Origin of the sequence: Campylobacter taeniopygiae, assembly GCF_005406225.1 — a bacterium.
Taxonomy (GTDB): domain Bacteria; phylum Campylobacterota; class Campylobacteria; order Campylobacterales; family Campylobacteraceae; genus Campylobacter_D; species Campylobacter_D taeniopygiae.
Genome location: NZ_NXLY01000002.1, coordinates 64240 through 88466, shown reverse-complemented (window position 1 = coordinate 88466; position 24227 = coordinate 64240). Strand labels below are relative to the sequence as shown.

Annotated in this window: 28 protein-coding genes; 12 read left to right on the top strand and 16 right to left on the bottom strand. The window is 28.9% G+C overall.

All coding sequences use genetic code 11. The features are described from left to right. Positions 1-4 precede the first annotated feature (4 nt). From rpmF to CQA75_RS01415, 4 genes are all read right to left on the bottom strand, one after another. Positions 5-151, bottom strand: a complete 147-nt coding sequence (gene rpmF, locus CQA75_RS01430) for a 50S ribosomal protein L32 (protein ID WP_002778205.1) — start codon at positions 149-151, stop codon at positions 5-7. Between the two features lie 21 nt (positions 152-172). Further along, the gene (locus tag CQA75_RS01425) at positions 173-532 is read right to left on the bottom strand and encodes a hypothetical protein (RefSeq protein WP_137623283.1); all 360 of its coding nucleotides are present in this window, start codon (positions 530-532) and stop codon (positions 173-175) included. After that, positions 533-946 (bottom strand): nucleoside-diphosphate kinase, encoded by a 414-nt coding sequence (gene ndk, locus CQA75_RS01420; protein ID WP_137623282.1) that lies wholly within the window; start codon positions 944-946, stop codon positions 533-535. Positions 947-1079: 133 nt separating this feature from the next. Then, entirely contained in the window at positions 1080-1364 is a 285-nt protein-coding gene (locus tag CQA75_RS01415) for a DUF362 domain-containing protein (protein WP_137623281.1), read from the bottom strand. A 246-nt stretch (positions 1365-1610) separates the two neighbouring features. Between CQA75_RS01415 and CQA75_RS01410 the strand changes: the two genes are divergently transcribed. Together CQA75_RS01410 and flhB are read left to right on the top strand one after the other, a co-directional pair. Next, positions 1611-2207: a peroxiredoxin gene (locus CQA75_RS01410; RefSeq protein WP_137623280.1), complete on the top strand. Its 597-nt coding sequence runs from the start codon at positions 1611-1613 to the stop codon at positions 2205-2207. 107 nt (positions 2208-2314) lie between these two features. Further along, on the top strand, positions 2315-3406 hold the full coding sequence (flhB, locus tag CQA75_RS01405; RefSeq protein ID WP_137623279.1) for a flagellar biosynthesis protein FlhB: 1092 nt from the start codon (positions 2315-2317) through the stop codon (positions 3404-3406). 11 nt (positions 3407-3417) lie between these two features. Here the strand turns inward: flhB and motB are convergent, their stop codons facing one another. The 4 genes from motB to CQA75_RS01385 all read right to left on the bottom strand — a co-directional run bounded on the left by motB (position 3418) and on the right by CQA75_RS01385 (position 8094). Further along, positions 3418-4149: a flagellar motor protein MotB gene (motB, locus tag CQA75_RS01400; RefSeq protein ID WP_137623278.1), complete on the bottom strand. Its 732-nt coding sequence runs from the start codon at positions 4147-4149 to the stop codon at positions 3418-3420. Positions 4150-4151: 2 nt separating this feature from the next. After that, positions 4152-4928 carry a flagellar motor stator protein MotA gene (motA, locus tag CQA75_RS01395; protein ID WP_137623277.1) on the bottom strand — a complete coding sequence of 259 codons (777 nt, stop codon included), beginning with the start codon at positions 4926-4928 and terminating at the stop codon, positions 4152-4154. A 9-nt stretch (positions 4929-4937) separates the two neighbouring features. Then, positions 4938-7580, bottom strand: a complete 2643-nt coding sequence (gene polA / locus CQA75_RS01390) for a DNA polymerase I (protein ID WP_137623276.1) — start codon at positions 7578-7580, stop codon at positions 4938-4940. Between the two features lie 70 nt (positions 7581-7650). Further along, positions 7651-8094: a YqaA family protein gene (locus tag CQA75_RS01385; RefSeq protein WP_137623275.1), complete on the bottom strand. Its 444-nt coding sequence runs from the start codon at positions 8092-8094 to the stop codon at positions 7651-7653. A 152-nt stretch (positions 8095-8246) separates the two neighbouring features. Here CQA75_RS01385 and CQA75_RS09120 point away from each other — a divergent pair, with 152 nt between their 5' ends. Together CQA75_RS09120 and CQA75_RS01380 are read left to right on the top strand one after the other, a co-directional pair. Next, positions 8247-8414, top strand: a complete 168-nt coding sequence (locus tag CQA75_RS09120; RefSeq protein ID WP_171000065.1) for a hypothetical protein — start codon at positions 8247-8249, stop codon at positions 8412-8414. A gap of 11 nt (positions 8415-8425) precedes the next feature. Next, positions 8426-10021 (top strand): disulfide bond formation protein B, encoded by a 1596-nt coding sequence (locus CQA75_RS01380; protein ID WP_137623274.1) that lies wholly within the window; start codon positions 8426-8428, stop codon positions 10019-10021. Between the two features lie 80 nt (positions 10022-10101). Here the strand turns inward: CQA75_RS01380 and uvrA are convergent, their stop codons facing one another. After that, positions 10102-12924 carry an excinuclease ABC subunit UvrA gene (gene uvrA / locus CQA75_RS01375; protein WP_137623273.1) on the bottom strand — a complete coding sequence of 941 codons (2823 nt, stop codon included), beginning with the start codon at positions 12922-12924 and terminating at the stop codon, positions 10102-10104. Positions 12925-12976: 52 nt separating this feature from the next. Next, positions 12977-13762 carry a sulfite exporter TauE/SafE family protein gene (locus CQA75_RS01370; protein ID WP_137623272.1) on the bottom strand — a complete coding sequence of 262 codons (786 nt, stop codon included), beginning with the start codon at positions 13760-13762 and terminating at the stop codon, positions 12977-12979. A 200-nt stretch (positions 13763-13962) separates the two neighbouring features. Between CQA75_RS01370 and CQA75_RS01365 the strand changes: the two genes are divergently transcribed. Genes CQA75_RS01365 through CQA75_RS01355 form a run of 3 tightly spaced genes read left to right on the top strand, consistent with a single transcriptional unit; the run spans position 13963 to position 15479 of the window. Then, positions 13963-14388, top strand: coding sequence for a chemotaxis protein CheX (locus tag CQA75_RS01365; protein ID WP_137623271.1), 426 nt, complete (start codon positions 13963-13965; stop codon positions 14386-14388). Continuing rightward, positions 14388-14693: a flagellar motor switch protein FliN gene (gene fliN / locus CQA75_RS01360; protein ID WP_137623270.1), complete on the top strand. Its 306-nt coding sequence runs from the start codon at positions 14388-14390 to the stop codon at positions 14691-14693. Before CQA75_RS01365 ends, fliN begins: the two co-directional genes overlap by 1 nt. Further along, complete coding sequence (locus CQA75_RS01355; protein WP_137623269.1) at positions 14694-15479, top strand: hypothetical protein; 786 nt, start codon at positions 14694-14696, stop codon at positions 15477-15479. Between the two features lie 2 nt (positions 15480-15481). Here CQA75_RS01355 and CQA75_RS01350 read toward each other — a convergent pair whose 3' ends face one another. The 5 genes from CQA75_RS01350 to plsY form a co-directional block, all read right to left on the bottom strand. Then, positions 15482-16945: a Ppx/GppA phosphatase family protein gene (locus tag CQA75_RS01350; RefSeq protein ID WP_137623268.1), complete on the bottom strand. Its 1464-nt coding sequence runs from the start codon at positions 16943-16945 to the stop codon at positions 15482-15484. After that, the gene (locus tag CQA75_RS01345) at positions 16945-17190 is read right to left on the bottom strand and encodes a YfhL family 4Fe-4S dicluster ferredoxin (protein ID WP_137623267.1); all 246 of its coding nucleotides are present in this window, start codon (positions 17188-17190) and stop codon (positions 16945-16947) included. The genes CQA75_RS01350 and CQA75_RS01345 overlap by 1 nt, the downstream gene beginning before the upstream one ends. A gap of 120 nt (positions 17191-17310) precedes the next feature. After that, entirely contained in the window at positions 17311-17982 is a 672-nt protein-coding gene (hsrA, locus tag CQA75_RS01340) for a homeostatic response regulator transcription factor HsrA (RefSeq protein WP_137623266.1), read from the bottom strand. A gap of 79 nt (positions 17983-18061) precedes the next feature. Beyond that, entirely contained in the window at positions 18062-18379 is a 318-nt protein-coding gene (locus CQA75_RS01335; RefSeq protein ID WP_137623265.1) for a dihydroneopterin aldolase, read from the bottom strand. Next, positions 18364-18975: a glycerol-3-phosphate 1-O-acyltransferase PlsY gene (gene plsY, locus CQA75_RS01330; RefSeq protein WP_137623264.1), complete on the bottom strand. Its 612-nt coding sequence runs from the start codon at positions 18973-18975 to the stop codon at positions 18364-18366. Before plsY ends, CQA75_RS01335 begins: the two co-directional genes overlap by 16 nt. Before the next feature lie 205 nt (positions 18976-19180). Between plsY and CQA75_RS01325 the strand changes: the two genes are divergently transcribed. The 4 genes from CQA75_RS01325 to hemJ all read left to right on the top strand — a co-directional run bounded on the left by CQA75_RS01325 (position 19181) and on the right by hemJ (position 22517). After that, positions 19181-20200, top strand: coding sequence for a cytochrome-c peroxidase (locus CQA75_RS01325; protein WP_137623263.1), 1020 nt, complete (start codon positions 19181-19183; stop codon positions 20198-20200). Positions 20201-20289: 89 nt separating this feature from the next. Further along, positions 20290-21627, top strand: a complete 1338-nt coding sequence (glmM, locus tag CQA75_RS01320; protein ID WP_137623262.1) for a phosphoglucosamine mutase — start codon at positions 20290-20292, stop codon at positions 21625-21627. Next, complete coding sequence (gene lspA / locus CQA75_RS01315; protein ID WP_137623261.1) at positions 21620-22081, top strand: signal peptidase II; 462 nt, start codon at positions 21620-21622, stop codon at positions 22079-22081. Before glmM ends, lspA begins: the two co-directional genes overlap by 8 nt. Next, entirely contained in the window at positions 22065-22517 is a 453-nt protein-coding gene (gene hemJ / locus CQA75_RS01310; RefSeq protein WP_137623260.1) for a protoporphyrinogen oxidase HemJ, read from the top strand. Before lspA ends, hemJ begins: the two co-directional genes overlap by 17 nt. A gap of 2 nt (positions 22518-22519) precedes the next feature. Here hemJ and CQA75_RS01305 read toward each other — a convergent pair whose 3' ends face one another. Continuing rightward, positions 22520-23860, bottom strand: coding sequence for a coproporphyrinogen III oxidase family protein (locus CQA75_RS01305; RefSeq protein WP_137623259.1), 1341 nt, complete (start codon positions 23858-23860; stop codon positions 22520-22522). Between the two features lie 110 nt (positions 23861-23970). On the opposite strand from CQA75_RS01305, the gene cmeU reads away from it, so the two are divergent. Continuing rightward, positions 23971-24222 (top strand): CmeU family protein, encoded by a 252-nt coding sequence (gene cmeU / locus CQA75_RS01300; RefSeq protein ID WP_137623258.1) that lies wholly within the window; start codon positions 23971-23973, stop codon positions 24220-24222. The last annotated feature ends 5 nt before the right edge of the window (positions 24223-24227 follow it).

Sequence of the window (24227 nt, the reverse complement as noted above, 5' to 3'; positions counted from 1 at the left end):
GATTTTAATATTCCTTAGTATTTGGGTTTGCACGATGTGGCATTTTATAGCTGCCATCTTTATCTTTTATAGGCATAGGAAGACTAACTTTATAGTGAGTTCTTCTTTTTGCTGCACGAGTTTTACTTACTCTTCTCTTAGGTACTGCCATTTTATCTCCTTTTTAATTTAATTAATTTTTATTTTTACAGTGATTACAATAAAAATAATCACTCAAATAAGCTTCAAGTTCGCTAATTGCAACTTCTATAAGATCTATTTGTCCATCGAAAAATTCTATGGTATTGCTTAATTCGTTATTTTCATCTTTAAAAATACCATCGCTTGCAAAAAGCTCTAGATTTTCATGAACACAAAGTTCCAATTCTTCACCACAGCTATCACAAGGTCTATAAACAAAACCTTGCATTATTGCATTTATTTTAACAAGTTTTGTATTTATTTTTGCTAAATTTCCTTCAAAAATTATATTTTCAAGATTAAGTTTAAAAGGATAGTTTGTGTTATTAATCTTTGAAAAACTAATTTTCATTTAGCAAATTTCATTTGATTTAAAGAAAAACTCAATTTCGTTTTTTGCGTTTTCTAAACTATCACTTCCATGAACAGCATTTGCATCGATACTTTCTGCAAAATCTGCTCTAATAGTGCCGGATTTAGCTTCTTTTGGATCGGTTGCTCCCATTAGTTCTCTGTTTTTTAAGACAGCATTTTCGCCTTCTAGTATAGAAATAACAACAGGACCACTGATCATAAAATTCACTAAATCTTTAAAAAAAGGTCTTTCTTTATGAATAGCATAAAAATTCTCCGCTTGTTCGCTTGTAAGTTGAATTTTTTTTAATGCAATTATTTTAAGTCCATTGCTTTCAAAACGATCTAAAATTTTACCTATGAGATTTTTTCGAACAGCATCTGGTTTAATAATTGATAAAGTTTTTTCCATGATAAACTTACTCCTAAAATAATACAAAAATAATAAATTTGTTTTTTTGTTATGTTAAGCAAAGTTGGAATTATACTAGATTTTTTTTAAAAAAAATTAAAGAAAAGCTAGTAGAAACTAGCTTTTGGATGGATTAAGCAAAAACTGGAGTATCTCCATTTCTCATATCTGCACCGATATTATCGCGGCTTGGTTGCCCTGAAGCAACTTCGCTCCATACTATACATCCATCAGTTGGACAAGCGCTTGCACAGGCTGGTTGATCATTATGACCTACACACTCAACGCATTTATCTGCATAAACATAATAACTATCTTGACCTTCTGGATTGCTAGCATCATCAACAATAGCACTAACTGGACACTCATCAATACAAGAACCACAAGCAATACAAATATCTGTAATTTTTACAGCCATCTTTTTTCCTTTTAATTTGAGATTTTACGAAAAAAATTGTATCATACTATTCTTAAAAAAACTAAAATTTTGATAATCAAAAAACTAAAATTTTGATAATAATATTTTAATATTTTATAAAGATTATGTTTTGTAAAAATTCCAAAGAATTTAATACAATACATTAATTATCTTATTTTAAAATTTTTTAAAGATTTAAATGATATAATTTTGTTACTAATAAAATTTATTATTTAGGAGAAAAATATGATCGTTACAAAAAAAGCTTTAGATTTTACTGCACCTGCAGTACTAGGAAATAATGAAATAGTTCAAGATTTTAATCTTTATAAAAATATAGGACCAAAAGGTGCTGTGGTATTTTTTTATCCAAAAGATTTTACTTTTGTATGTCCTTCAGAAATTATCGCTTTTGATAAGAGATATCAAGAATTTAAAGATCGTGGCATCGAAGTAATCGGAATTTCAGGAGATAATGAATTTTCACATTTTGCTTGGAAAAATACTCCAGTTAATCAAGGTGGTATTGGTCAGGTTAAATTTCCACTTGTGGCTGATTTAACAAAACAAATTGCTAGAAATTTTGATGTTCTTTATGCTGAAGCGGTGGCACTTAGAGGTTCTTTCTTATTAGATGCTGATGGAACAGTTCGTCATGCAGTTATTAACGATTTACCATTAGGTAGAAATATCGATGAAATGATTAGAATGGTAGATACTATGCTTTTCACAAATGAACACGGTGAAGTTTGCCCTGCAGGTTGGAATAAAGGTGATGAGGGTATGAAAGCTGATCCTAAAGGTGTTGCTGAATATCTTAATAAAAATGAAAGTAAATTATAATTAAAATGCCTCTTTAAAGAGGCATTCCTCTTTAAAACTTCTTGAATTTATTGAATTTCATCCTTTTTCATTATATAATTTTCTTATCATTTTAATCAGGATTGTTAATGCCAGGCGAAGATCAAGAAAAAACCGAAGAACCCACGTCCAAAAAAATAGAAGATGCCCGTAATGAAGGTAATGTTCCAAAATCTCAAGATGCTGCAGCTATAGTAACTTTAATAATAGGCTTAGCTGTTACTTTATTTACTATGGGTTTTATAGGCCAAAGAATTACAAATTTATATAGATATTATCAAAGTTTTATTGGTGCGGAATTGGATTTGCGTATAGTTCAAGGTATTATGATTAAAAGTATTTTGGAGGTTTTAATCATGCTTGCACCTATAGTTTTAAGTATTATGGTGGCTGGGGTTTTGGGAAATATTATGCAGTTTGGTTTTATTTTTACTACTAAACCCATTATGCCAAATTTAGGAAAAATCAATCCTTTAAAAGGAATTAAAAATTTAATTTCTTTAAAAAAGATATTAGATACTTTTAAAATTCTTCTAAAAGTAGGAGTGGTTTTTAGTATAGCTTTTGTTGTTCTTTTGAAATTTATGAATGAATTGCCCCTTCTTGAGCGTTATAATTTAGTTGAACAACTTAATTGGCTTAGAGATAAAGTAATTATTTTAGCTTCTATTGTGATCATTGCTTTTTTAGTGATTGCTGTTTTAGATGTTTTTTTAGTGAGATTTCAATATTTTAAAAGTTTGCGGATGAGCAAACAAGAGATAAAAGATGAATATAAACAAATGGAAGGAGATCCACAAGTTAAAGGTAGAATCAGACGTTTGCAAATGGAAGCTGCAAGGCGTCGTATGGTGCAAGATGTTGCTGGAGCTGATGTGGTGATCACAAACCCTACGCATTATGCAGTTGCTATACGTTATGATACTACAAAAGAGCAAGCACCTCGTGTAGTTGCTAAAGGAGTTGATTTTCTTGCTTTGCGTATTAAGCAAGTTGCTTATGATAATAATGTAGTGGTTTATGAAAACCCTCCTTTAGCAAGAGAGCTTTATAAGGTTTGCGATGTTGATGATTTGATTCCTAGAGAATTATTTAAAGCGGTTGCTGAGGTATTAGGCTTTGTTTATAATACTAATAATAAGGGGCGTTTAGCAGGGCAAGTAAAGAAAAATAATAGTTAAAAGAGTAAATTTTATTTACTCTTTTCTATAAGATCTAATACAGATTGTTTAGCGTCTTTATCTTGTGTATCAACTTTAAAATAAATTTCTGCCCGATTGTTTTCTAAAGCTTGAGGATTTCCATTTAGAGGATCATTGAGTCCATAGCTTTTTAGGGTGATATTTTTAGTATTAATTCCACCTTTCATAAGGTATTTTAAAACGCTTTGAGCTCTTGCGTATCCTAACTCATAACTTCTAAGAGAAGATTCACTGTTATCCGTATAACCTCTAATTTCAATTTTTACTTGAGGAGGTAGATATGAAATGAGTTGAGCTATGCGTTTTAGATAATCTTGAATATCAGCAGATTCTATTTCAGAGCTGTTTTTTTCAAATTCAACTTTAGAAGGAAGATTGAGTATTTCTTGATTGTCTGATTGATCAAGTGCAGCTTGAAGTTTTTTAATGATTTCTTGCTGATTAAGAGTCATTTTTTTTAATTTATTTAATTCATCATCTTTTTCTTCTTGAGAACCTTTAAATTTATGGGTATCTTGATTTTGTTGTTGCACTGTTTGAGTCGCGGTATAATCAAAAATTTTAACAAATTCGGTTTTTAAAGCTTCTACTTTAGCTGGATTAGACTTTGAAATAGCCCAAAGAGCAATAAAAAGTGCCAAAAGTAAAGATAAAAAGTCTGCATAAGGAACAGCCCATTTTTCACCAGCTGGGCACTCTGGACATTTTACTTTTTTAGCCATTTTTAACCTTTATCAAATTGTGAAATTCTTACATCATCATGGCTTAAGAAATTAAAGAGTTTAGCTTCTAAATCTCTAGGATTTGCTCCTTCTGCTATTCCTTTGACGGCTTCTGTAATTACAATTTGTTCTTTAACAAACTCCATACCATTGGCTTTTAATTTTCTACCCCATGGAGTATATAAAGCGTATGCTCCAAAGATTCCTGTAACCGTAGCTGTAAATGCACCTGAAATACCTGCCGCCATTGCTTGAGGGTTATCCAAAAGTTTAAGGGCTAAAATCAAACCAAAAACAGCTCCAACTAGTCCCATAGTCGGACAAGTTTCTCCAAAGACTATCCAATATTCGGCACATTCTTTATAGTGTTCCTCTAATTGTTCGGTTTGAATTTCCATACTTTCATGAATTTCTTCAAAACTTTTACCATCAACAAGCATCATCATAGCATTTTTTAAAAATTCATTTTCAATTTCATTAGTTCTTGATTCAAGAGCTAAAAGTCCATCCCTACGTGCTATAACTGCAAATTCAATCAATTGAGCTATTCTTTCTGGCAAATTAACTCCTGAACCCTTGAAAACAATTTTTAATTCTTTATAAGCTGCCTTAACAATCTTTTTATGAGTTGAGGTCATTGCGCAAAAAGCGGCAGTTGGCATAACGATAAGAAAAGAAGAAAGGTGAATAACATGTAAAGGATTTCCCCCTTCTAATATATCCCCTACGGAAATACTAGTTACCGCAAGAACCATCCCTAGTATGGTTGAAAGATCCATTATTTCTCCTTATTTGCTTAAATCGCCCCATTTTTTGGCGATGCTAGAACTTGTTTGCAATTTTACTTTTAATTTTACTATATTTTCCATAATATCACTAGCTTTTTTAACAAAATTTACACATAAATCATCTCTAACTTCAAAAATCAATTCATCATGAATTTGCAAAATGAGTTTTTTATTTTCATCTAAATCTTTTGAAATTTCTATCATGGCTAATTTTATGATATCTGCAGCCGATCCTTGTAGGATGGAATTAATACTTTCTCTTTCATACATAGCCAGTTGCATAGGTTTTGCATTTTCAAAATCAAAATAACGTTTGCGCCCTAGCAAGGTTGAAATAAAACCATTTTGTTTTGCTTCTTTTTTGACTTTTTCAAAATAATTTTTAATACTAGTGAAATTTTCAAAATATTTTTCTATATAAGATTTTGCAAGATTGGTTTCAATTTTTAAATTTTTGCTTAAAGTTTTATAGCCCATTCCATAAATAAGGCCAAAATTAATGCTTTTTGCTACACTTCTTGTTTGATAGTTGTTTTCACCAAAAATCATTAAAGCTGTTTTAGCATGAATGTCTTCATTGTTTTCAAAAGCATTTAAGAGTTTTTCATCTTCGCTAAAATGCGCGAGCATTCTAAGCTCTATTTGAGAATAATCAAGACTAATAAAACTAAAACCATCCTGTGAAATAAAACATGATTTATAATCTTTAGCATATTGTCCATGAGCTGGGATATTTTGCAAATTTGGATCTTTTGAAGAAAGACGCCCTGTGGCGGTTCCAGTTTGTAAAAAACTTGAATAAATACGTGAATTTTTATCTTTTAAAGCTAGTTTTATTAAAGGTTCGCAATAGGTAGAATAAAGCTTTGCAAGCTCTCTATAATCTAGAATTTTAGCTACAACTGGATGTTGATCAATGATTTCATTTAAAACTTTTTCATCTGTAGAATAACCTGTTTTAGTTTTTTTGCCGCTAGGAAGTTTTAATTTTTCAAAGAGTATATCACCCACTTGTTTTGGTGAATTAAGATTGAATTTATCTTGACATAGTGTGTAAATCTCTTCGCTTAAATTTTTGATTTCACCTTCAAATTTTTTCATTAAACTTTCAAGTGCTTGCGTATCAAGTTTAATTCCATTTTCTTCCATCATCATAATGATTTTTATAAAATTAAATTCATGATTTTTAGCAATTTCTAATAAATTAGGATCAAGATTTTTTAAAAAATAAAGATAAAATTTTAAGGTAATGTAAGCATCTTCAGCTGCGTATTGACAAGCTTTTTCAAGTTCTACATTTGCAAAATTTTCACCTTTTTTTACGAGATTTTCAAAATGTAAGGTTTCATGATTAAAAAGTCTAAGGGCTAAATCATCCATATTAACTTTTAAAGATGGATTAAAAAGCCAAGCTAAAATCATAGTATCTGCGTAATTTTTTGGGGGATTTAAAGCAAAATTGTTTTGAATGATTTGAAAATCGTATTTTAGATTGTGTCCTATTATGAAATGTCTAAAAATTAGTTCTATTGCTTTTTTGGCACTTGAAAGTGAAATTTGTTCTTTTACTCCTAAATAGCTATGTGTTAAAGGCACATAAAAAGCTTCATTTTCGCTAATGCAAAAGCTAAATCCTACAATTTTAGCTTCTTTAGTATCAAGTCCTGTAGTTTCTGTATCAAAGGCAACAATACTTTCTTGATCAAGGGAATTTAAAATTTCAAAAAGTTTATCTTCATCTAAAATTAAATTAGCTTTAAAATCTAATTTTTTATCGTAGCTTTCGGAATTGTTATGTAATTTTTTTAGCAAGGAATTAAGCTCATAATGTTTTAGAATTTCAAGCACATTTAAAAGAGGCTCATCTTTAGGAAATACAGCTTTTTCGAGTAAATTTTCAAATTTTAAATCTTCATATAAGGAAGTGAGTTTTTTACTCAAAAAAGCATTCTCTTTTCCTTCTAAAAGCAAAGAACGAGTTCTTTCATTGCGGATCAATGTTAGATTTTCATATATATTTTCAATATTTTCAAATTCATCAAGTAGTTTTTTAGCTCCTTTAGCTCCTATACCCTTAACTCCTGGAATATTATCTGAAGTATCCCCACAAAGTGCTAAAAAATCTCTAATTTGACAAGGTTTAACACCATATTTTTCCAAACAAGCTTCTTCGTTGTATTCATTTTTTGAAATAGGACTATAAATGCTTGTTTTTTCATTTTTTATAAGTTGATAAAGATCCTTATCTTGAGTGATAATACGGATAAAAACATCTTCATTTTTAAAAGTTTTCACTACAGAAGCGATGATATCATCAGCTTCATATCCTTCGCAAGAAATATTCATAAACCCCATTTTTTCTATCATGTCAATACAGATTGGAATTTGTTCTAATAATTCAGGAGGCGGAGGAGTTCTATTTTGTTTATAATTTGGATCGATATCACTTCTAAAAGTTTTTCCTTTAGAATCTAGCGCAAAGATAATATAATCGCTTTGATATTCATTTTTTAAACTATAAATGAAATTAGCAAAGCCACTAATCATTCCACTAGCTTGTCCTTGGGAATTTTTAAAACCTTTTAAAGCATAAAAAAGTCTGAAAAAAAAGCCAAAAGTATCTATAATTGTTAAAGTTTTCAAAATCTTTCTCTTAATTTTTGGATTAAAATTTTTTATATTATGTCAATTTTTATATTAAAAACTTATGATTTTAAAAATAACTTGATAAAAAAATGATAAAAAAATAACGGCTAAATTTTCCAAGCAAAATAAAAAAGGTACTTTTTAAGAAAGGATATTTAGCAAAACCTAGTCCAAGTGCAAAAATATCACCAACCAAAGGTAAAAAAGTAAAAAAAGCAAAAAAGGCACCAAATTTAAAAAAATTTGTATCCCATTTTTCAAGTTTTTTTAAAGATTTTTTAAAATATTTTTCCAAAATATTTTTTTTACCCAAAAAAGCTAAGCCATAGGTGCTTAAACTTCCTAAAGTATTGCCTAAGGTAGCTATTGTCAGTACAAGTGTTGGGTTGAAATTGAGTTTTATAAAACCTAAAACAAAAGCTTCGCTTGCTAAAGGCAAAAGAGTGCTTGAGAGAAAGCATACTAAAAAAAGCCCTAAATAGCTTATATCACTATATAAAAAATCAAACATTTTAATCCGCCAAATAAAATAAATATTATATTTTAAATTGTTTAAAATGTCTATATTTTTATAAAATATTAATTTTATATTAAAAAATTATAATTTTTATTTAATTTTTATTTTTATATAATTTATAATCTTCAAAATCAAGGAGTCAGTTTATGGAATTTACTATACTTGTTTTATTAGCAATTTCTATATTGCTTATATTGATAAAGCCGGAAAGAGAAAGATTGATTTTTGGAATTTTTCTTATAGGCGCGTGTTTAAATTATTTTATGTATTTAATAGCTAGTTTTGATTCTGTTATTCCAAGCGGTAATTGGTAAGGAGTGAAACAATGAATGCTTATTTAAATAAAAATGATCAGTATTTTTATCTGTTTATGACAACTGCGGTATTGCTTATACTTGCTGTGCCGGTTGGATTTGCTAACATATATTTAGGATATTTTCACAATGAATCACCTTGCACTCTTTGCTGGTTTGAACGCATAGGAATGGTGATTATAGGTGTTTTAGGAATGTTTATTTTACGTTATGGACCACAGGTAAAATATATTGTTTGTGTTTTTTTATTTGCATCTTATGGAATTTATATGGGAATTCGCCATACTGCTAGTTGGTGGCAAAGAGATATAGGTATAGGACTTGGAGATAAGCTTGTAGGAGCTCATACTTATACTTGGGCTGTTGTAGTTTATTGGTGTGTTGTAGTAGTAATGAGTTTAGCTCTTCTTTTTATACGTAAAAAAAGTTCCATGATGCGAGATTTAGCGAGTGAAAAAATGGAACCAAAGCCTTTAAGTCTATATTCAAAAATTGTATTTACGCTTTCTTTTATAGTGGTTTGCTCAAATGCTTTTCAAGCCTTAATTGTTAATGGAATTCCTCCATTTACTGGAAAATCTAATCCTGATCGTTTGACTTTTGATATGTCGATTATGACAAAAACTTGGACAACTGAAGTTTGGAGCAGATTAGCTAAATTTAATCTTTTAGGTAAAAATGTTCCAGAAAGTGTATTTATCAAAGATTTAAATGAACCAAAAAATTTAACTTTTGAAAGAGATAGCTCTAAAGGTGCCTTTGAAATCAATAAGAGCATTATATCTCTTAATCGCAGTTATGAAATTACTATTCCAGAATTAAATCAATTTAAATCAATTAATGCTATAGCTTATAATAAAAATAGTGACGAGTTTGCTTTAATAACCAATGAAATGGCTGTGGTTTATACTAAAGATTTTAACAGATCAAATGGCTTTGTTTTATTTGATAAAACCAATGGTAATGATATGAAGTATATAGTTGGCGCTACTTTTGTTGGCGATAAATTGATTATAGGGGCTTTTAATAAAACTTTTAGTGGAACTCAAAAAGTTTCTAAAGAAGTGAAAATTGATCCTATGCTTGAATGGCAAGCATTTAAACAAACTAGTGGATCTATTATGCCAGCATTTTTTTCTCATAAGGAAGGGTGGTATGAGCCTTCAAGAAAATATATTTTAACCATAAGATCTAAGCAAAATTATGTTCATTCTTATACCAGTGATGGTAATTTTTTATATCTTATTACGGTTCCAAATCAATTTAGTCCTAAACTTATATTATCTTATGCAAGTACAAAAGATTATCTTTTAAGCGGAGAATCTGTTTTAAGTGTAGATAAAAATTTAAAGCTTAAAAAAGATAGAAATATTAATGATTATTATATTGTTGCAACCGATATAGTTGGAGATAAAATGTTAGCTTTAAGTTTGCGTTATAGCACTATGCTTGTGATTGATTATAAGAATGCTAAAATTATAGATGCATATACAATAAATGGGCTTGAAAATCCAAAATCTATGGCCATAAAAAATGATATCATTTATATTTTAGATCGTACAAATAATCATAAAGATATTATTAAAACCTATAAAAATCCTTTATAGGTTTTAATTTGTTGTTAAATTTTTAATGGCAAGATAATCAGTAATTTAAAAAATACTATTTTTTTGCACTTGTGTCATTTTTAATTTTTTATATTTTTAAGTTCTAAATCTAGATAATATCCGGTATAAGACCCTGTTTTTTTATGATCTTTAGCTACTTTTTCTACACTTCCTGTGCTGATTACTTTTCCGCCTTTTATCCCTCCTTCTGGACCCATATCGATGATATAATCAGCATTTTTAATGACATCTAAATTATGTTCTATGACAAAAACAGAATTTTTAAGATCGACTAAATGCTGTAATACAGAAATAAGTTTATTAACATCTTCAAAATGAAGTCCAGTAGTAGGTTCATCAAGGATATAAAGTGTTTTTCCGGTATCACTTCTACTTAATTCTTTGGCTAGTTTGATTCTTTGAGCTTCTCCACCGCTTAAAGTTGTAGCATTTTGTCCTAAAGTAAGATAATCAAGTCCCACTTTAACTAAAGTTTCTAATTTTTGGCGAATCTTTGGTACTGAAGCAAAAAATTCATTTGCCTCTAAAACACTCATATTTAATATTTCGCTTATATTTTTGCCTTTATATTTGATTTCTAAAGTAGCGTCATTGTAACGTTTGCCATGGCAAGTATCGCAAACCACCATAACATCAGGTAAGAAATGCATTTCTATTTTAATTTCTCCATCGCCGCTACATTTTTCACAACGTCCCCCTTTGACATTAAAAGAGAAACGCCCCGCTTTATAGCCTCGCATTTTTGCTTCTTTAGTAGCTGCAAAAAGATTTCTTATTTCATCCATAGCACCAGTATAGGTAGCAGGATTGGAACGTGGAGTTCTTCCTATAGGACTTTGATCAAGATAAATAACCTTATCTAATTTATCAAGTCCTTCAATTTCTACACCACCAAGTTTTTTAACTTTTTTGGCACGATTTAATTCTTCTTGAGCAAAAGGTAAAAGGGTTTGAAGTATAAGAGAACTTTTTCCTGATCCTGAAACGCCGGTAATGGCAACTAAATTTTGCAAAGGAAATTTAACGTTTAGATTTTTGATATTGTTAATATTAACATTTTTAAGCTCTAGCCATTCTTCTTGTTTTCTATTGTGAAGTTGTGAAATTTGTTTTTTGCCATTCATATAAAGCGCGGTTTCACTTTTACTTTTTAAAAGCTCTTTATAAGTTCCACAAAATACAACTTCTCCTCCAAATTTTCCTGCCTTTGGACCAATATCGACTATAAAATCTGCTTCTTCTATAGTCATTTTATCATGTTCTACAACGATTAAGGTATTGCCTTTTTGTTGCAAATTTCTTAAAGTTTTAATGAGTTTTGCTGTATCTCTTTCATGAAGTCCAATGCTTGGTTCATCCAAGACATACATAACCCCGCTTAATCCACTTCCAATTTGAGAAGCAATGCGAATTCTTTGTGCCTCCCCTCCGCTAATAGTTCTTGCATCGCGCCCCAAAGAAAGATAACCAAGACCTACATCATATAAAAAGAAAAGTCTTTCATTGATTTCTTTTAAAATAGGTTTAGCAATAAGCTTTTGCTGTTTGCTTAAATAGGAGAAATTTTTTTCATTGGAAAAAAAAGTCGTGCTATCCTCTATGCTCATATCTAAAATTTCACCCAAATCTTTTTTGGCAACACGCACAGCTAAACTTTCAGGTTTTAAACGGTGTCCTTGACAATCTTTGCAGATTTTTTCACTCATATATTCACCCAAGTCTTTTTCATCTTTTAGCATTTCATAAGCCATTTTAACAACGCCTTCAAAAGTTCTTTTTAAGCGATTTCTTTTCCAAAAAAACTCTATAATTTTTGCATTGCCGTATAATACAAGACGTTTTTCTTCTTCACTAAGCTCTAAAAAAGGTTTTTTGATAGAAATTTCATTTTGTTCGCAAAAAGCGATTAAAAATTTATAATAATAACTTTTGTTAAAGCCATACATGATTTTTACAGCACCATTTTCTATGCTTAAACTTTCATCGATGATTTTTTTCATATCCAAGGTATAACGAATGCCTAGGCCATCGCAAGATTGACAAGCACCTTTTGGAGAATTAAATGAAAAGCTTAAAGGCTCTAGAGGAACAAAAGAAATTTTACAATTAAAACAAGCTGAATGCTCACTATAGTGATAGTGTTTATTGATGCCTACTTCTTCGTGATTTAAAACTTCGATTTCAATCTCTCTAAAACTTTCTTCCAAACCTTTTTCAATATCGCTTGCAAGTCTTGAAAGTAAATCTTCACTAATTTCAAGGCGATCAATGACTAATTTTATCGTGTGTTTTTTTGTTTTTGCGAGTTCTATTTCTTCATCAAGTCTAACTAAAACTCCATCAATTTGTGCTCTAACGTAGCCTTTATTGCGTAAATTTTCAAGCAAATCAGTATAAGTGCCCTTTTTTTCTCTTATTAAAGGTGCATAAATAATAATCTTTGCTCCTTTAGGAAATTTTAAAATTTCATTGACTATATCATTAGCACTCATGGATGAAATTTCTTGACCGCATTGATGGCAATGCTGAATGCCTATCCTTGCGTATAAAAGCCTTAGATAATCATAAATTTCAGTGATAGTCCCGACAGTAGAACGAGGATTTTTAGATGTAGTTTTTTGATCGATGGCAATGGCTGGAGTTAAGCCTTCTATTTTATCTACATCGGGTTTGCCTACTTTATCTAAAAATTGCCTTGCATAAGCACTTAAACTTTCTATGTAGCGGCGTTGTCCTTCAGCATAGAGTGTCCCAAAAGCAAGTGTTGATTTTCCACTACCGCTAAGCCCTGTAAAAACTATAAGTTTATTTTTTGGAATTTCAAGATCAATATTTTTTAAATTATTCTCTTTAGCACCGATAATTTTAATTTTATCATTCATCATTTTTCCTAAAAATTTATATTAAATAAATTAAAATTTTAACACAATTTTACTAAAAGCTTATGATTGCAAGTTTTTTAAGTAAAGAATGAGTTGTCCCAAGTATGGATAAGGCATAAATGCAAAGTAAAATTTTTCTATGAGAAGAAATTTGCATTTTTTCAATGATTTTTATACCAATGAAAACTCCTATCATAGAGGCAATGCCTACAATAATACCTTTATGAATTACTACATGATCAATAACTCCTGAAGTTGATAAAGATAAAATCCCAGAAATAGAAGCAAAAATAACAAAAAATAAAGATAAAGAAACTACTTTTTTGCTATCATATCCTAAAAAATAAGCCAGAATTGGAGCGATCAAAAGTCCTCCGCCTATACCCAAAGAAATCGCAAAAATTCCAGTAAAAGAGCCAGCTATAAATAAAATAATATTTTTTTGCAAAGCACTTCTTTCACTTTTAACGGCATTTTCTTTAAAGCCAAAAGCATATTTTATAAAAAAAACACAGCTGACGCATAAAAAGATTGTTGTTAGGCTAATATCATTTAAAAATTTTAAAAGCAATCCGCTAAAGCTTGCGCCTAAAAGTCCGCCAAGTCCTATAACGATACCATCTTTAATATTTAAATTTTTCTTTCTGTAATTAATATAAGATCCAAAAATTGCAGCAAAAATCATTTGCAAGATTGAAATTCCAATCGCATGATGGGAACTCTCATTTAAAACGAGCATCGCAGGAACGATAACCATACCTCCACCTATACCAAAAAGACCTGAAGTTATACCTGAAAATATGCCTATTAATAAATAAGGTAGATCTGAAAAATCCATAATTTTTCCTAGTAATTGTTATTTTTAAGTTAAATATTTTATCTTATTAAGCTAAGTATTATCTTATGTTTAATATTAAAAGGTATTTTGGTATTTATAATTTTCGCATTATTTATTCGATATAAATAGTTTATAAGCAAATTTATTTTATTATATTTTATAATAATTATAGGGTTTTAATTAAAGGCGGTTAATAGATTATGTTAAAAACTCTTGAATATTCCATAATACATTTTTTTGAGCACATTTTACAGGTTCATATGGAACCCATTGAAGAATTAAAAGGTGAATTTTATGGCTCTAGTATTTCTGTGGTAGAAAAAAGCGGTAGAGAATATAATTTTTATTTATTTTTTTCGACCGAATTTTTACATTTAGTTTCAACCATTTTCATTGGAGAGGAAGATTTTCAAGAAGATGATAGGTGTGATCTTGTTAAAGAATGTGCTAATCAGATTGTAGGATATGCGAAAAAATTACTCAATGATGCTAAAGGTGGTGATGATGAGTATAAACTCGGCATACCAGAATATTTAGGAAGAATACATAATCCAAATATTATTTTAGACCAGTCATTAACTTATGGTTTTAAAGATTATTGTTTTAGAATAGGATATTGTCAATAATGAGCAATGAAATAGAATTTGAAACTCACGGACTTTTACAATCTTATGAAGATATTTTAGATATCAGTGTAGATTTTGTCAGTGAGCTTGGTACAACAAATATGAGTGTGGCAGATCTTTTAAGATTGGAAGTAGGTTCAGTGATTGATCTTGAAAAACCTGCTGGTGAAAGCGTGGAACTTTATATCAATAAACGTATTTTTGGCAAGGGTGAAGTTATGGTTTATGAGAAAAATTTAGCGATAAGGATTAATGAAATTTTAGATTCTAAAACTGTGCTTCAATATTTTAAAAAAGAAATATAAATGAAATTTTTTTTATTATGTTTTTTGACTTTGCCTTTGTTTGCGGTTAAATTAGTCGATTATAATATTTATGATAGAAATGATCGGGTAGATTTGATGCTTTCTTTTGATAATGCTTATAATGGGAAAATTTCTCAAACAAAAGATAAGAATTTTATTCTTTTAACTTTTAGCAAATTAACGTATTCTAAAGACGAGTTAAAAAATTTAAATTCTAAACTCGTTGATAGAGTTAGTATTAGCTCGAAAAATAATGATACTTATATCATGTTAAAAAACAAACAAAATATTTCACTTAATGTGAGTTCTATTAATGATAAATTCGGAGTAAGAATTCGAGTTACACAGCAAAATAAACAAGAAAATTTGAGTCAAGATTCTATTTTGAAATCAAATCAAGAAAAAGAAACTTCATTTGAATTTAAGGATGCAAATTTGGTTAAATATGATTATACAAACTATATTTTAGTTATGGTGATTTTAATAATTTTACTTATAATACTTTGGTGGTTTAAAAATTCTTTGATTTCAAAAAAAAGCGGTATTTCAAGAGATTTTCGTATGATTTTTCAAAGATTTTTAGATAAAAACAATCAATTAGTCGTTTTTGAATATGCCCATAAAAGATATACTATGATAATAGGTAATTCTAATATTGTTTTAGAGAGTGCAGAAGCAGAGCAGGGGCAAATTGATTTAGAAAAAAAAGAAAAGAATTTTGATTCTTTTTTTGAGGAAAATAAAAAACGCATACAAAATCTTATAGAACAACGTCAGAAAAAATAGCTCTAAGGCTTTTGATTAAAGCTTAAAGCTATTGATGTAGGTTTTGCAATTTTTTTCAATTCTTCTTTTGGTAAATTTAGTTCTTTAAATTCATTAAAAATATAAAGCGTATTATCTAAAACGGTAAAATTGATTTTGCTTTCATTGGTATTGTTTAGAGTTTTTGCTAAATTGAGTATGAAATTTAACCAAGAAAGAATATGAAAATTAGGCAAAAGTTGTTTATGAGGCTCTAGATTATATGGGTTGATTTTTTTTCCATTTAGCTTAATAATATTTGCGATTAAAACTTTTTCTTTGTGTGAAAAACCATAATTTAATCCACCTAAAACAAAATGCGCAGAGTGTTCATTTGAAAAATAAAAATTCAAATACTCTCCTATATGACATAGTTTGGCTGCAGCTAACAAGCTTTGTTTATAATGATCATGAATTTTGTGAATGTTTTTTAAAGCATTGAATAATTGCATTGCAAATTTGGCTGTATGATTATTTTTATCTTCTTGTAGAAATCTATCTTGCAAGGATTTTAAACTAGGATTGAAATTTACAGGAAAACGATTGTTTGGGCGTAATAAATCTTTTAAATATATTCCTTCTCTAATTCCCACTCCACTTGTTATAATATATTTTGTATTGAGTTTTTGGGCAATTTTTAAAAATATAAAAATTCCTTTTTTAATAGTATCAAAACGGTCTTTTTTGATGCCAAAATTTGCCAAAGAATCAACTTTAGCTTCAAGAATTTTTTCAATATGCTCTCTTTCTTCTTCTAAATCATAACGAAAATCGTGTAAATTTTTCAAAGGATAAGAATTTTTTTGCATAATAGAATTTGAAATAGCTCTTAAGCTTCCACCTATGGCTATAAGATTGTGATTACAAAATTCTTTAGGAATTTGTTTTAAAATAGGATCGATAAACTGATCTAAAGATTTGGTTTTTCCTTTGTCAAAAAACAATTCTTTCAATCTAACTGTTCCTATATCTAAAGAAATACAAGAAACTATTTTATTGTTTTTAATCAAACAAAGCTCACTTGATCCTCCACCTATATCAAGAGTAGTGGCATCTTTAAAAGGGCTTAAAAGATTTAAAGCGGCTAAACCACCTAGATAACTTTCTTCTTTCCCATCAATACATCGTATATTTAAATTAAGCTTGGTTTTGATTCTTTTTATAAATTCTTTAGAGTTGGGGGCATCTCTTAAAGCTGAAGTTCCTATGATGAAAATTTTTTTACATTTGTGTTTTAAAGAGCATTGCTTGAAAAATCTTAAAGCATTTTCAGCTTTTTGCATAGCTTCTTCTTGAAGAATTTTACCATTATTGTAAGAATTTTCACCTAATCTTACTTTACGTTTGTATTCACAAGTTGTATAAAAACCATATCTTGAAGTTTTTTCAAAAATCACCATTCTAATAGAATTTGATCCTAAATCAACAACAGCGGTTTTTTTGGCCATTATAGATCTCTATTGCGATTTTTTAATTTTAACTCTTCTATACTTTCTATGTTATCAGGATCTGGAATAATACATTCATAAGGACAGGCCACTATGCAAGCAGGCTCTGAAAAATCATTCACACATTCAGAGCAAAGATCAGCGTCAATAACATAAATTGGACTATGTTCATAAATAGCCTCATCAGGACATTCTTCTCTGCAAGCGTCGCAACATACGCAATCTTTTGTTATTAAAAGAGCCATTATAACCTTTCATAAACTAAATAATATTTTGTCTAGTTTATACAATAATCAAACTTAAATATAATATAAAATTAAATAAAAAAGATAAATTTTACACCAAGAAATGGTGTAAAATTTTTTTCAAGATTTTTTAGGAAAGCAGAAACGATATCCTCTTCTACGAACTGTTTCAATAGTAGAAATATTTAAAGGTTTGTCCATTTTTTGGCGAATTTGATTGATAGCTACTTCAATAACATTTGGGGTTACAAGTTCAGGTTCTTCCCAAATAGCATCTAAAAGTTGTTCTTTAGATACAATTTGATCTGAATGTCTAGCTAAATGAGTTAAAACCTCAAAAGGTTTCCCTTTGAGTTCTATATCTTGATCCTTATAAGTGATTTTTTCTTCATCTGGATCAATGATAAGATCTTCAATTTTAATCACATTTGTTCCACCAAGTCTTAATCTTGCTTCAATTCTTGCTAGTAAAATATCAAAATCTAAAGGTTTTTTTATAAAATCATCAGCTCCTGCTTTAAGAGCTTTTATTTCTGTTTCTTTATCAGTTTTTGAAGACATGATAACTATTGAAGTTCTAGGGGATTTTTGTTTTATGATATTGATAAGTTCTGTACCATCACCATCAGATAGGTTCCAGCTTGCTAATACCAAATCATAATGTCTTATTCCAATATAATATTCCCCATCTTTAAAATTTTCCGATGAATCTGTTTGATAGCCAAATTCATTGAGATTATCTATAATAGACTTATTAAGGCTAATTTCATCCTCTATAACTAAAATTCTCATTGTTTTATCCTTCGTAATAAGAAAATTTTAAAAATTATAACATAGTTTAAGTAAATGTTTAGATATCTTTAAAAAAAAATTAATATCTTTTTTTTAATTTTACTCCAACTTTGCCATTTTTTATTATTTTAGGTTTAAAAGTTGCTATTTTCAAATAAGTGATTTGAGGAAATTTACAATGAAGTTTTTCACTTACAAAATCCAAAGATTCCTCTAAGGTAAAAAATTTTTCTTTTTTGTATATTTTTTTGATTTTTTTTGAAACCTTTGCATAGTCTAAAAAATCATTTGCCTTAGCTTTTAATTTAACACAAATTTTTTGCTTTTTTTTGCGTTCAAAGTTTAAAATTCCGATAATACATTTAAAATGTATTTTTATGCTTATATGACTTTGCATTCTTTTTTGAAAATTAATCTATAAATATTTGGAATATGCTTATAAAAAATAAGAAAAGCTATGATAAATACAGGTGCGTGAGTATTAATAACTTCCATATTGTAATTAAAAATAAAAGAACTTCCAATAAAGGTTACTAAGGCCAATAAAGATGCCAAGGAAGAAATTTTAAAAATTTTACCCACAATAAACCAAACAACAAAAGCTGTTACAACCTCTAAAGGTAAAAGTACAATCATAGCTCCAGCGCCTGTTGCAACACCTTTTCCACCTTCAAATAATAAATAAATAGAATAACAATGTCCAAATACAGCTAATACAGCAACGCTCCAAAGCACATTTAAATCATAATTTAAAAATTTTAACACAAGTAAAGGTAATGCAGCTTTTGCAAAGTCTAAAATCACTGTTGTGATGGCAAGTTTTTTAGCTAAAGCGGGATTATATTCTTTTACAACCCTTAAAACATTAGTTGCTCCTATATTTTTTGATCCTTGATTTTTGATATTTATATTTGCAAATTTTTTTGTCAAAATTAAGCCAAAAGGAATTGCACCTAAGCAATAAGCCATAGCGTAAATAATTAAATTTTCCACTGTTATAAACCTCATAATATTATTTTTAGGTTGTTTGTAAAGGAATATTATAGATAAAAAAAATAAATAAGTCTAGCTAAGAATAAAAAATATTAATACATATTTTTTATTCTTATTTAAGCGTTAAAAGAATAGTATTTATTCATAATTTATTAATATAGATTAATAAATTTAAAATTTTTAATTCTATATAAAGGAGTAAAAGATGAGATTTTTGTTGTTTGCAGCAATATTTGTTGCTTCAAGCCTAAGTGCAATGAATTTAATTGATGAGGCTAAAAATTCTGGTTTAAAGCCTTTGCCAAAAGATCAAAAAGGCGTTGAGGAAATTTTAAAATCAAATGGGGTGAAAGTAAGTCAATTTGATCTTAGAAAAGTTGAACTTGGTAAAAAACTTTATTTTGATCCTAGACTCTCAAAAAGTGGTATTATTTCATGCAATACTTGTCATAATTTAGGTTTAGGTGGTGCAGATGGAGTTTCAACTGCTATAGGAAATAAATGGAAAGAAAATCCCCATCATTTAAATTCTCCAACTGTTTATAATGCATTTTTAAATAATGTACAGTTTTGGGATGGTCGTGCGAAAAATTTAGCAGATCAAGCCAAAGGCCCTATACAATCAGAACCAGAAATGGCTACTCCTGCAAAATTAGCTGTTGAAAAAATTTCATCTTTACCTGAATATGTGAAAGAATTTAAACAAATTTATGGCAAAAGTGGTGTTAGTTTTGACAATATAGCCGATGCGATTGCAAATTTTGAAAGAACTTTGATTACTCCATCTCGCTTTGATGCTTTTTTAAATGGCGATGAAAAAGCCTTAAGCAATGATGAGAAAAAAGGTTTAAGACTTTTTATAGATAAAGGATGTGTGGCTTGTCATAACGGAGTTAATTTGGGCGGAAATATGCAACCTTTCGAAGTAGCTGGAAAATATAAATTTTCTAATTTAGGTGATTTTAAAGGAGATGCAAACGGAATGGTTAAAACTCCAACTTTAAGAAATGTAGCCGAAACAGCACCTTATTTTCACAATGGGGCGATTTGGAAATTAACCGATGCTATCAAAGAGATGGGAAGTGTGCAACTTGGAATTAACATTTCTAATAAAGATGCAAAAAGTATAGAGACATTTTTAAAATCTTTAACAGGTGTTAAACCTAAAATAATTTATCCTCAGCTTCCAGTTTCCACAGAAAAAACACCACTACCTCAATTCTAATTAAACTAATAGACTTTTTTAAGTCTATTAGTTTTTTAGACTTTATTTTTTGTTATAATTTAAAGTAATACTATCAAAAAAGGATATAAATGAAACTTTTTGGAACGGATGGCGTAAGAGCAAAAGCTGGAGAATTCCTAGATAGTTTTTTAGCGATGCGTTTGGCTATGGCTGCTGGAATTTATTTTAAAGATAAAAGTATTACAAATAATATTTTAGTAGGTAAGGATACTAGGCGAAGTGGTTATATGATAGAAAATGCTATTGTATCAGGTTTGACTTCTATAGGATATAATGTCATTGAAATAGGACCTATGCCAACCCCTGCTATTGCTTTTTTAACAGAAGATATGCGTTGCGATGCAGGTATAATGATCTCGGCTTCTCATAATCCTTATTATGATAATGGTATTAAATTTTTTGACGCACATGGAAATAAGCTTAATGAAGATGTTGAAAGAAAAATAGAAGAAATTTATTTTAATGACAAACTTATACAAGATTCTAAAGTGAGTATGGATCAAATAGGACAAGCTAAAAGAATTGATGATGTTATAGGACGTTATATTGTTTCAATTAAAAATTCTTTTCCTAAAGATTTGACTTTAAAATCATTACGTGTTGTTTTAGATGTGGCGCATGGAGCTTCTTATAAGGTAGCACCAACTGTATTTAGAGAGCTTGGGGCAGAAGTTATTGTGATCAATGATCAACCAAATGGGCTTAATATTAATGAAAATTGTGGAGCTTTGCACCCGTCGAATTTAGCATCTGAAGTGATAAAATTTCGTGCAGATGTTGGTTTTGCTTTCGATGGAGATGCTGATCGTTTGGTGGTAGTGAATGAAAAAGGCGAAGTGGCACATGGTGATAGCTTATTAGGTGTTTTAGCTCTTTATTTAAAAGAGCAAGGCAAGTTAAAATCAAGCGTTGTTGCAACTATTATGAGTAATGGGGCGTTGAAAGAATTTTTAAATAAGCATGAAATTTCACTTGAAACTTGCAATGTTGGAGATAAATATGTACTCGAAAAACTAAAAGCCATCGGTGGAAATTTTGGTGGAGAACAAAGTGGGCATATTATTTTTAGTGATTATGCTAAAACAGGAGATGGGCTTATAGCAGCCTTGCAATTTAGTGCATTAATGCTTTCAAGGAAAAAAAGTGCGAGTGCGATTTTAAGTCAAATTAAGCCTTATCCGCAACTTTTAACAAATTTGAAAATTTCTGAAAAAAAAGACTTAGAAAAAATTAAAGGTTTAAAAGAACTAAAAAAAGATTTGGAAAATAAAAATATTAATTATTTATTTCGTTACTCTGGAACTGAAAATTTGATCAGGCTTTTGCTAGAAAATAAAGATAGTAAAGTTTTGGAAAAAGAAATGAATAATGTTATTAATTTTTTTAAGAAAGCTTTAAATGAGTAAAAAATTACAATTTATCCTTTGTTTTATAGCAGCATTTATCCTAGATCAATGGGTTAAGCAATTGACTTTAGGGGGGATGAGGTGGCAAAGTGAATATTTTGATTTAACCTTTGCTCTAAACACTGGTATTGCATTTTCAATGCTTAGTTTTTTAGATCATTATTTAAAATATTTTCATTTGGTATTTATATTGATACTTGTCATGTATCTTTTTTGGCAAAAAAAATTTTTAAAAGAACATATCGTAGCTTTTGGGATAATGTTAGGTTCTGGATGCTCAAATCTTTTGGATCGTTTTGTACATGGTGGAGTTGTAGATATGTTTTTTTGGCACAAATGGTTTAATTTTGCTATTTTTAATGTAGCAGATGTTATGATAAATATTAGTGTTGCGTTGATTTTTATACAAGAAATTTTTATAAAAAGAAGGAGTAAAAATGACAGAATGGATTAATGAGTATTATTTTTGGATTAAATGGGTGCATTATCTAGCTTTTGTTTCTTGGATGGCCGGACTTTTTTACTTGCCAAGACTTTTTGTATATCATGTAGAACATAAAGAAAATAAAGGTTTTACTGATGTGGTAAAAATTCAAGAGAGAAAACTTTATTTTGCTATACAAAACCCTGCAATGATTGCGACTTTGATTACCGGAAGTTTAATGTTGCATGCTCATAAAGAAATTTTAATGGAAGGGGCAGCTTATATGCATGTAAAACTTACCTGTGTAACGCTTTTAATCCTTTTTCATATACACAATTATTTTTGTTTAAAAGCTTTATCTAAAGATATTTATACAAAAAGCGGAAAATACTTTAGAATTTATAATGAATTTCCCACAATTATGTTTATCATCATTGCTTTAATGATGGTTGTCCGCCCGTTCTAATCTTAATTCGCCTTGATCTCCATACTAGCGGGTTCAAGCGGATTAACATCTTCTTTCATAATGTCGATAAAGTTTTTATTTTTAATACGCTTACTATCTCTAAAAACTGCACGAACAAGATCCATTCCAGTGTAAAAATCTTTCATTAAAACAACAAAAAGATATTGACCAAATTTGCTTGTAGTTAAAAAATCATCTTCTTTTTTGATGGCTCCGCTCATTTTAAGACCCAAAAGCTCAATAAAAAGCTCTTTTTCAAGATCGCAATTAAGAGTTTTATTGAAGCGTTTGATATCTATTTTTCCCGCAAAAATTTCAGTTAAAAAGACGTATTTTATGATTTCTTTTTTATCAAAATTAGCTTTTGCAATATTTGCATTTTGTTTTTCTTTTATAAGTCTTGAATAATCGTTTAAATCAAAAGCATTGATTAAAAGTTCTCCATCTAAAAAACTAAAAGCACCACTACCCACTCCTAAATATTCATGATGAGAGCTTACATATTCATCATTGAATGTATTTTTTTCCAAAGAGAAACTCCAGCCATTATTTTGCTGATAATCTTTAAAAAAGTCTCGTATGATTTGATAAAATTTAAATTCATTATCTTCAGTGCTTACGCCTAAACTTTTAGCTATATTATCTTTGGTTAATCCTGATTTCATTAAGGGATAAGTTGTAATTTGTTGAGGAGCTAAATTTTTAGCAACAGTTAAATCATTTAAAAGTTGCTCTGTTGTTTGTCCTGGAAGATTAAAGATCAAATCTATACTAAAAATAGGCAAAATATTTATTGCTTTTGAAATTTTTTCTTGAAGCATTTGAGAAGAGCCAAATTTATTATATCTTGCAACTTTTTTTAAAATATCGTCATTGAAACTCTGAACTCCGCAACTTAACCTATCGATTACGCCTTTAAACATGGAAAGTTTTTCAGGTTTTATATGATTTGGATCCGTTTCGCAAGAAATTTCTTTAATATTGAAAATTTTTTTACAAAGTTCCAAGGTTTTTAGTAGCTCTTCTTCATGAATAAGAGTTGTGCCACCACCAACATACATAGAGGTAAAATCAAACCCCTTTTCTTTAATTAAGAGTATTTCTTTTCTTAGATTTTCAAAATAAATTTTAGCTAATTCTTCATCATAATAATATTTATGAAAACTGCAATAAGGACAAAAAGTATGACAAAAAGGTATATGAGCATAAAGCATATAAGTTTTATCATTTTTTGGGATTTTTTCTTTTGGATCCTTTAAAAGCTCAACATTAAAACCTTTTTCTAAAGATTTTTCCATCATAATATGAGAATATTTTAAAGCTAAATTTTGAAACAAATTCATCGAATAAACCTAATAATTAAAGTATGATAGAGAACTTTATCAAATTTTTACTAAATTAATGGTAAATTTTTTATATTTCAATAGAAATTATTTTAAAAGGATGTGATATTATGGAAAAATCAGAAATTGTTAAGGATTTAAATGCCTTATTTAAAAAAAGATCAGAATTTTATTCTTTTTTTGATGAAAATATTGAAAAATTGAAAAATACTGAAGTTTTTGATTTTAAAAATGCAAAAGATTTAAATGCTCAAGAGATGTATAAACGATTTTATCATTATGATTATGCAATAAGAAAAATATTACCAGCTATTTATAAGGCCTATAAAATCACAAGCGCTGATTTAGAAAAAGATTTCTAAATCAA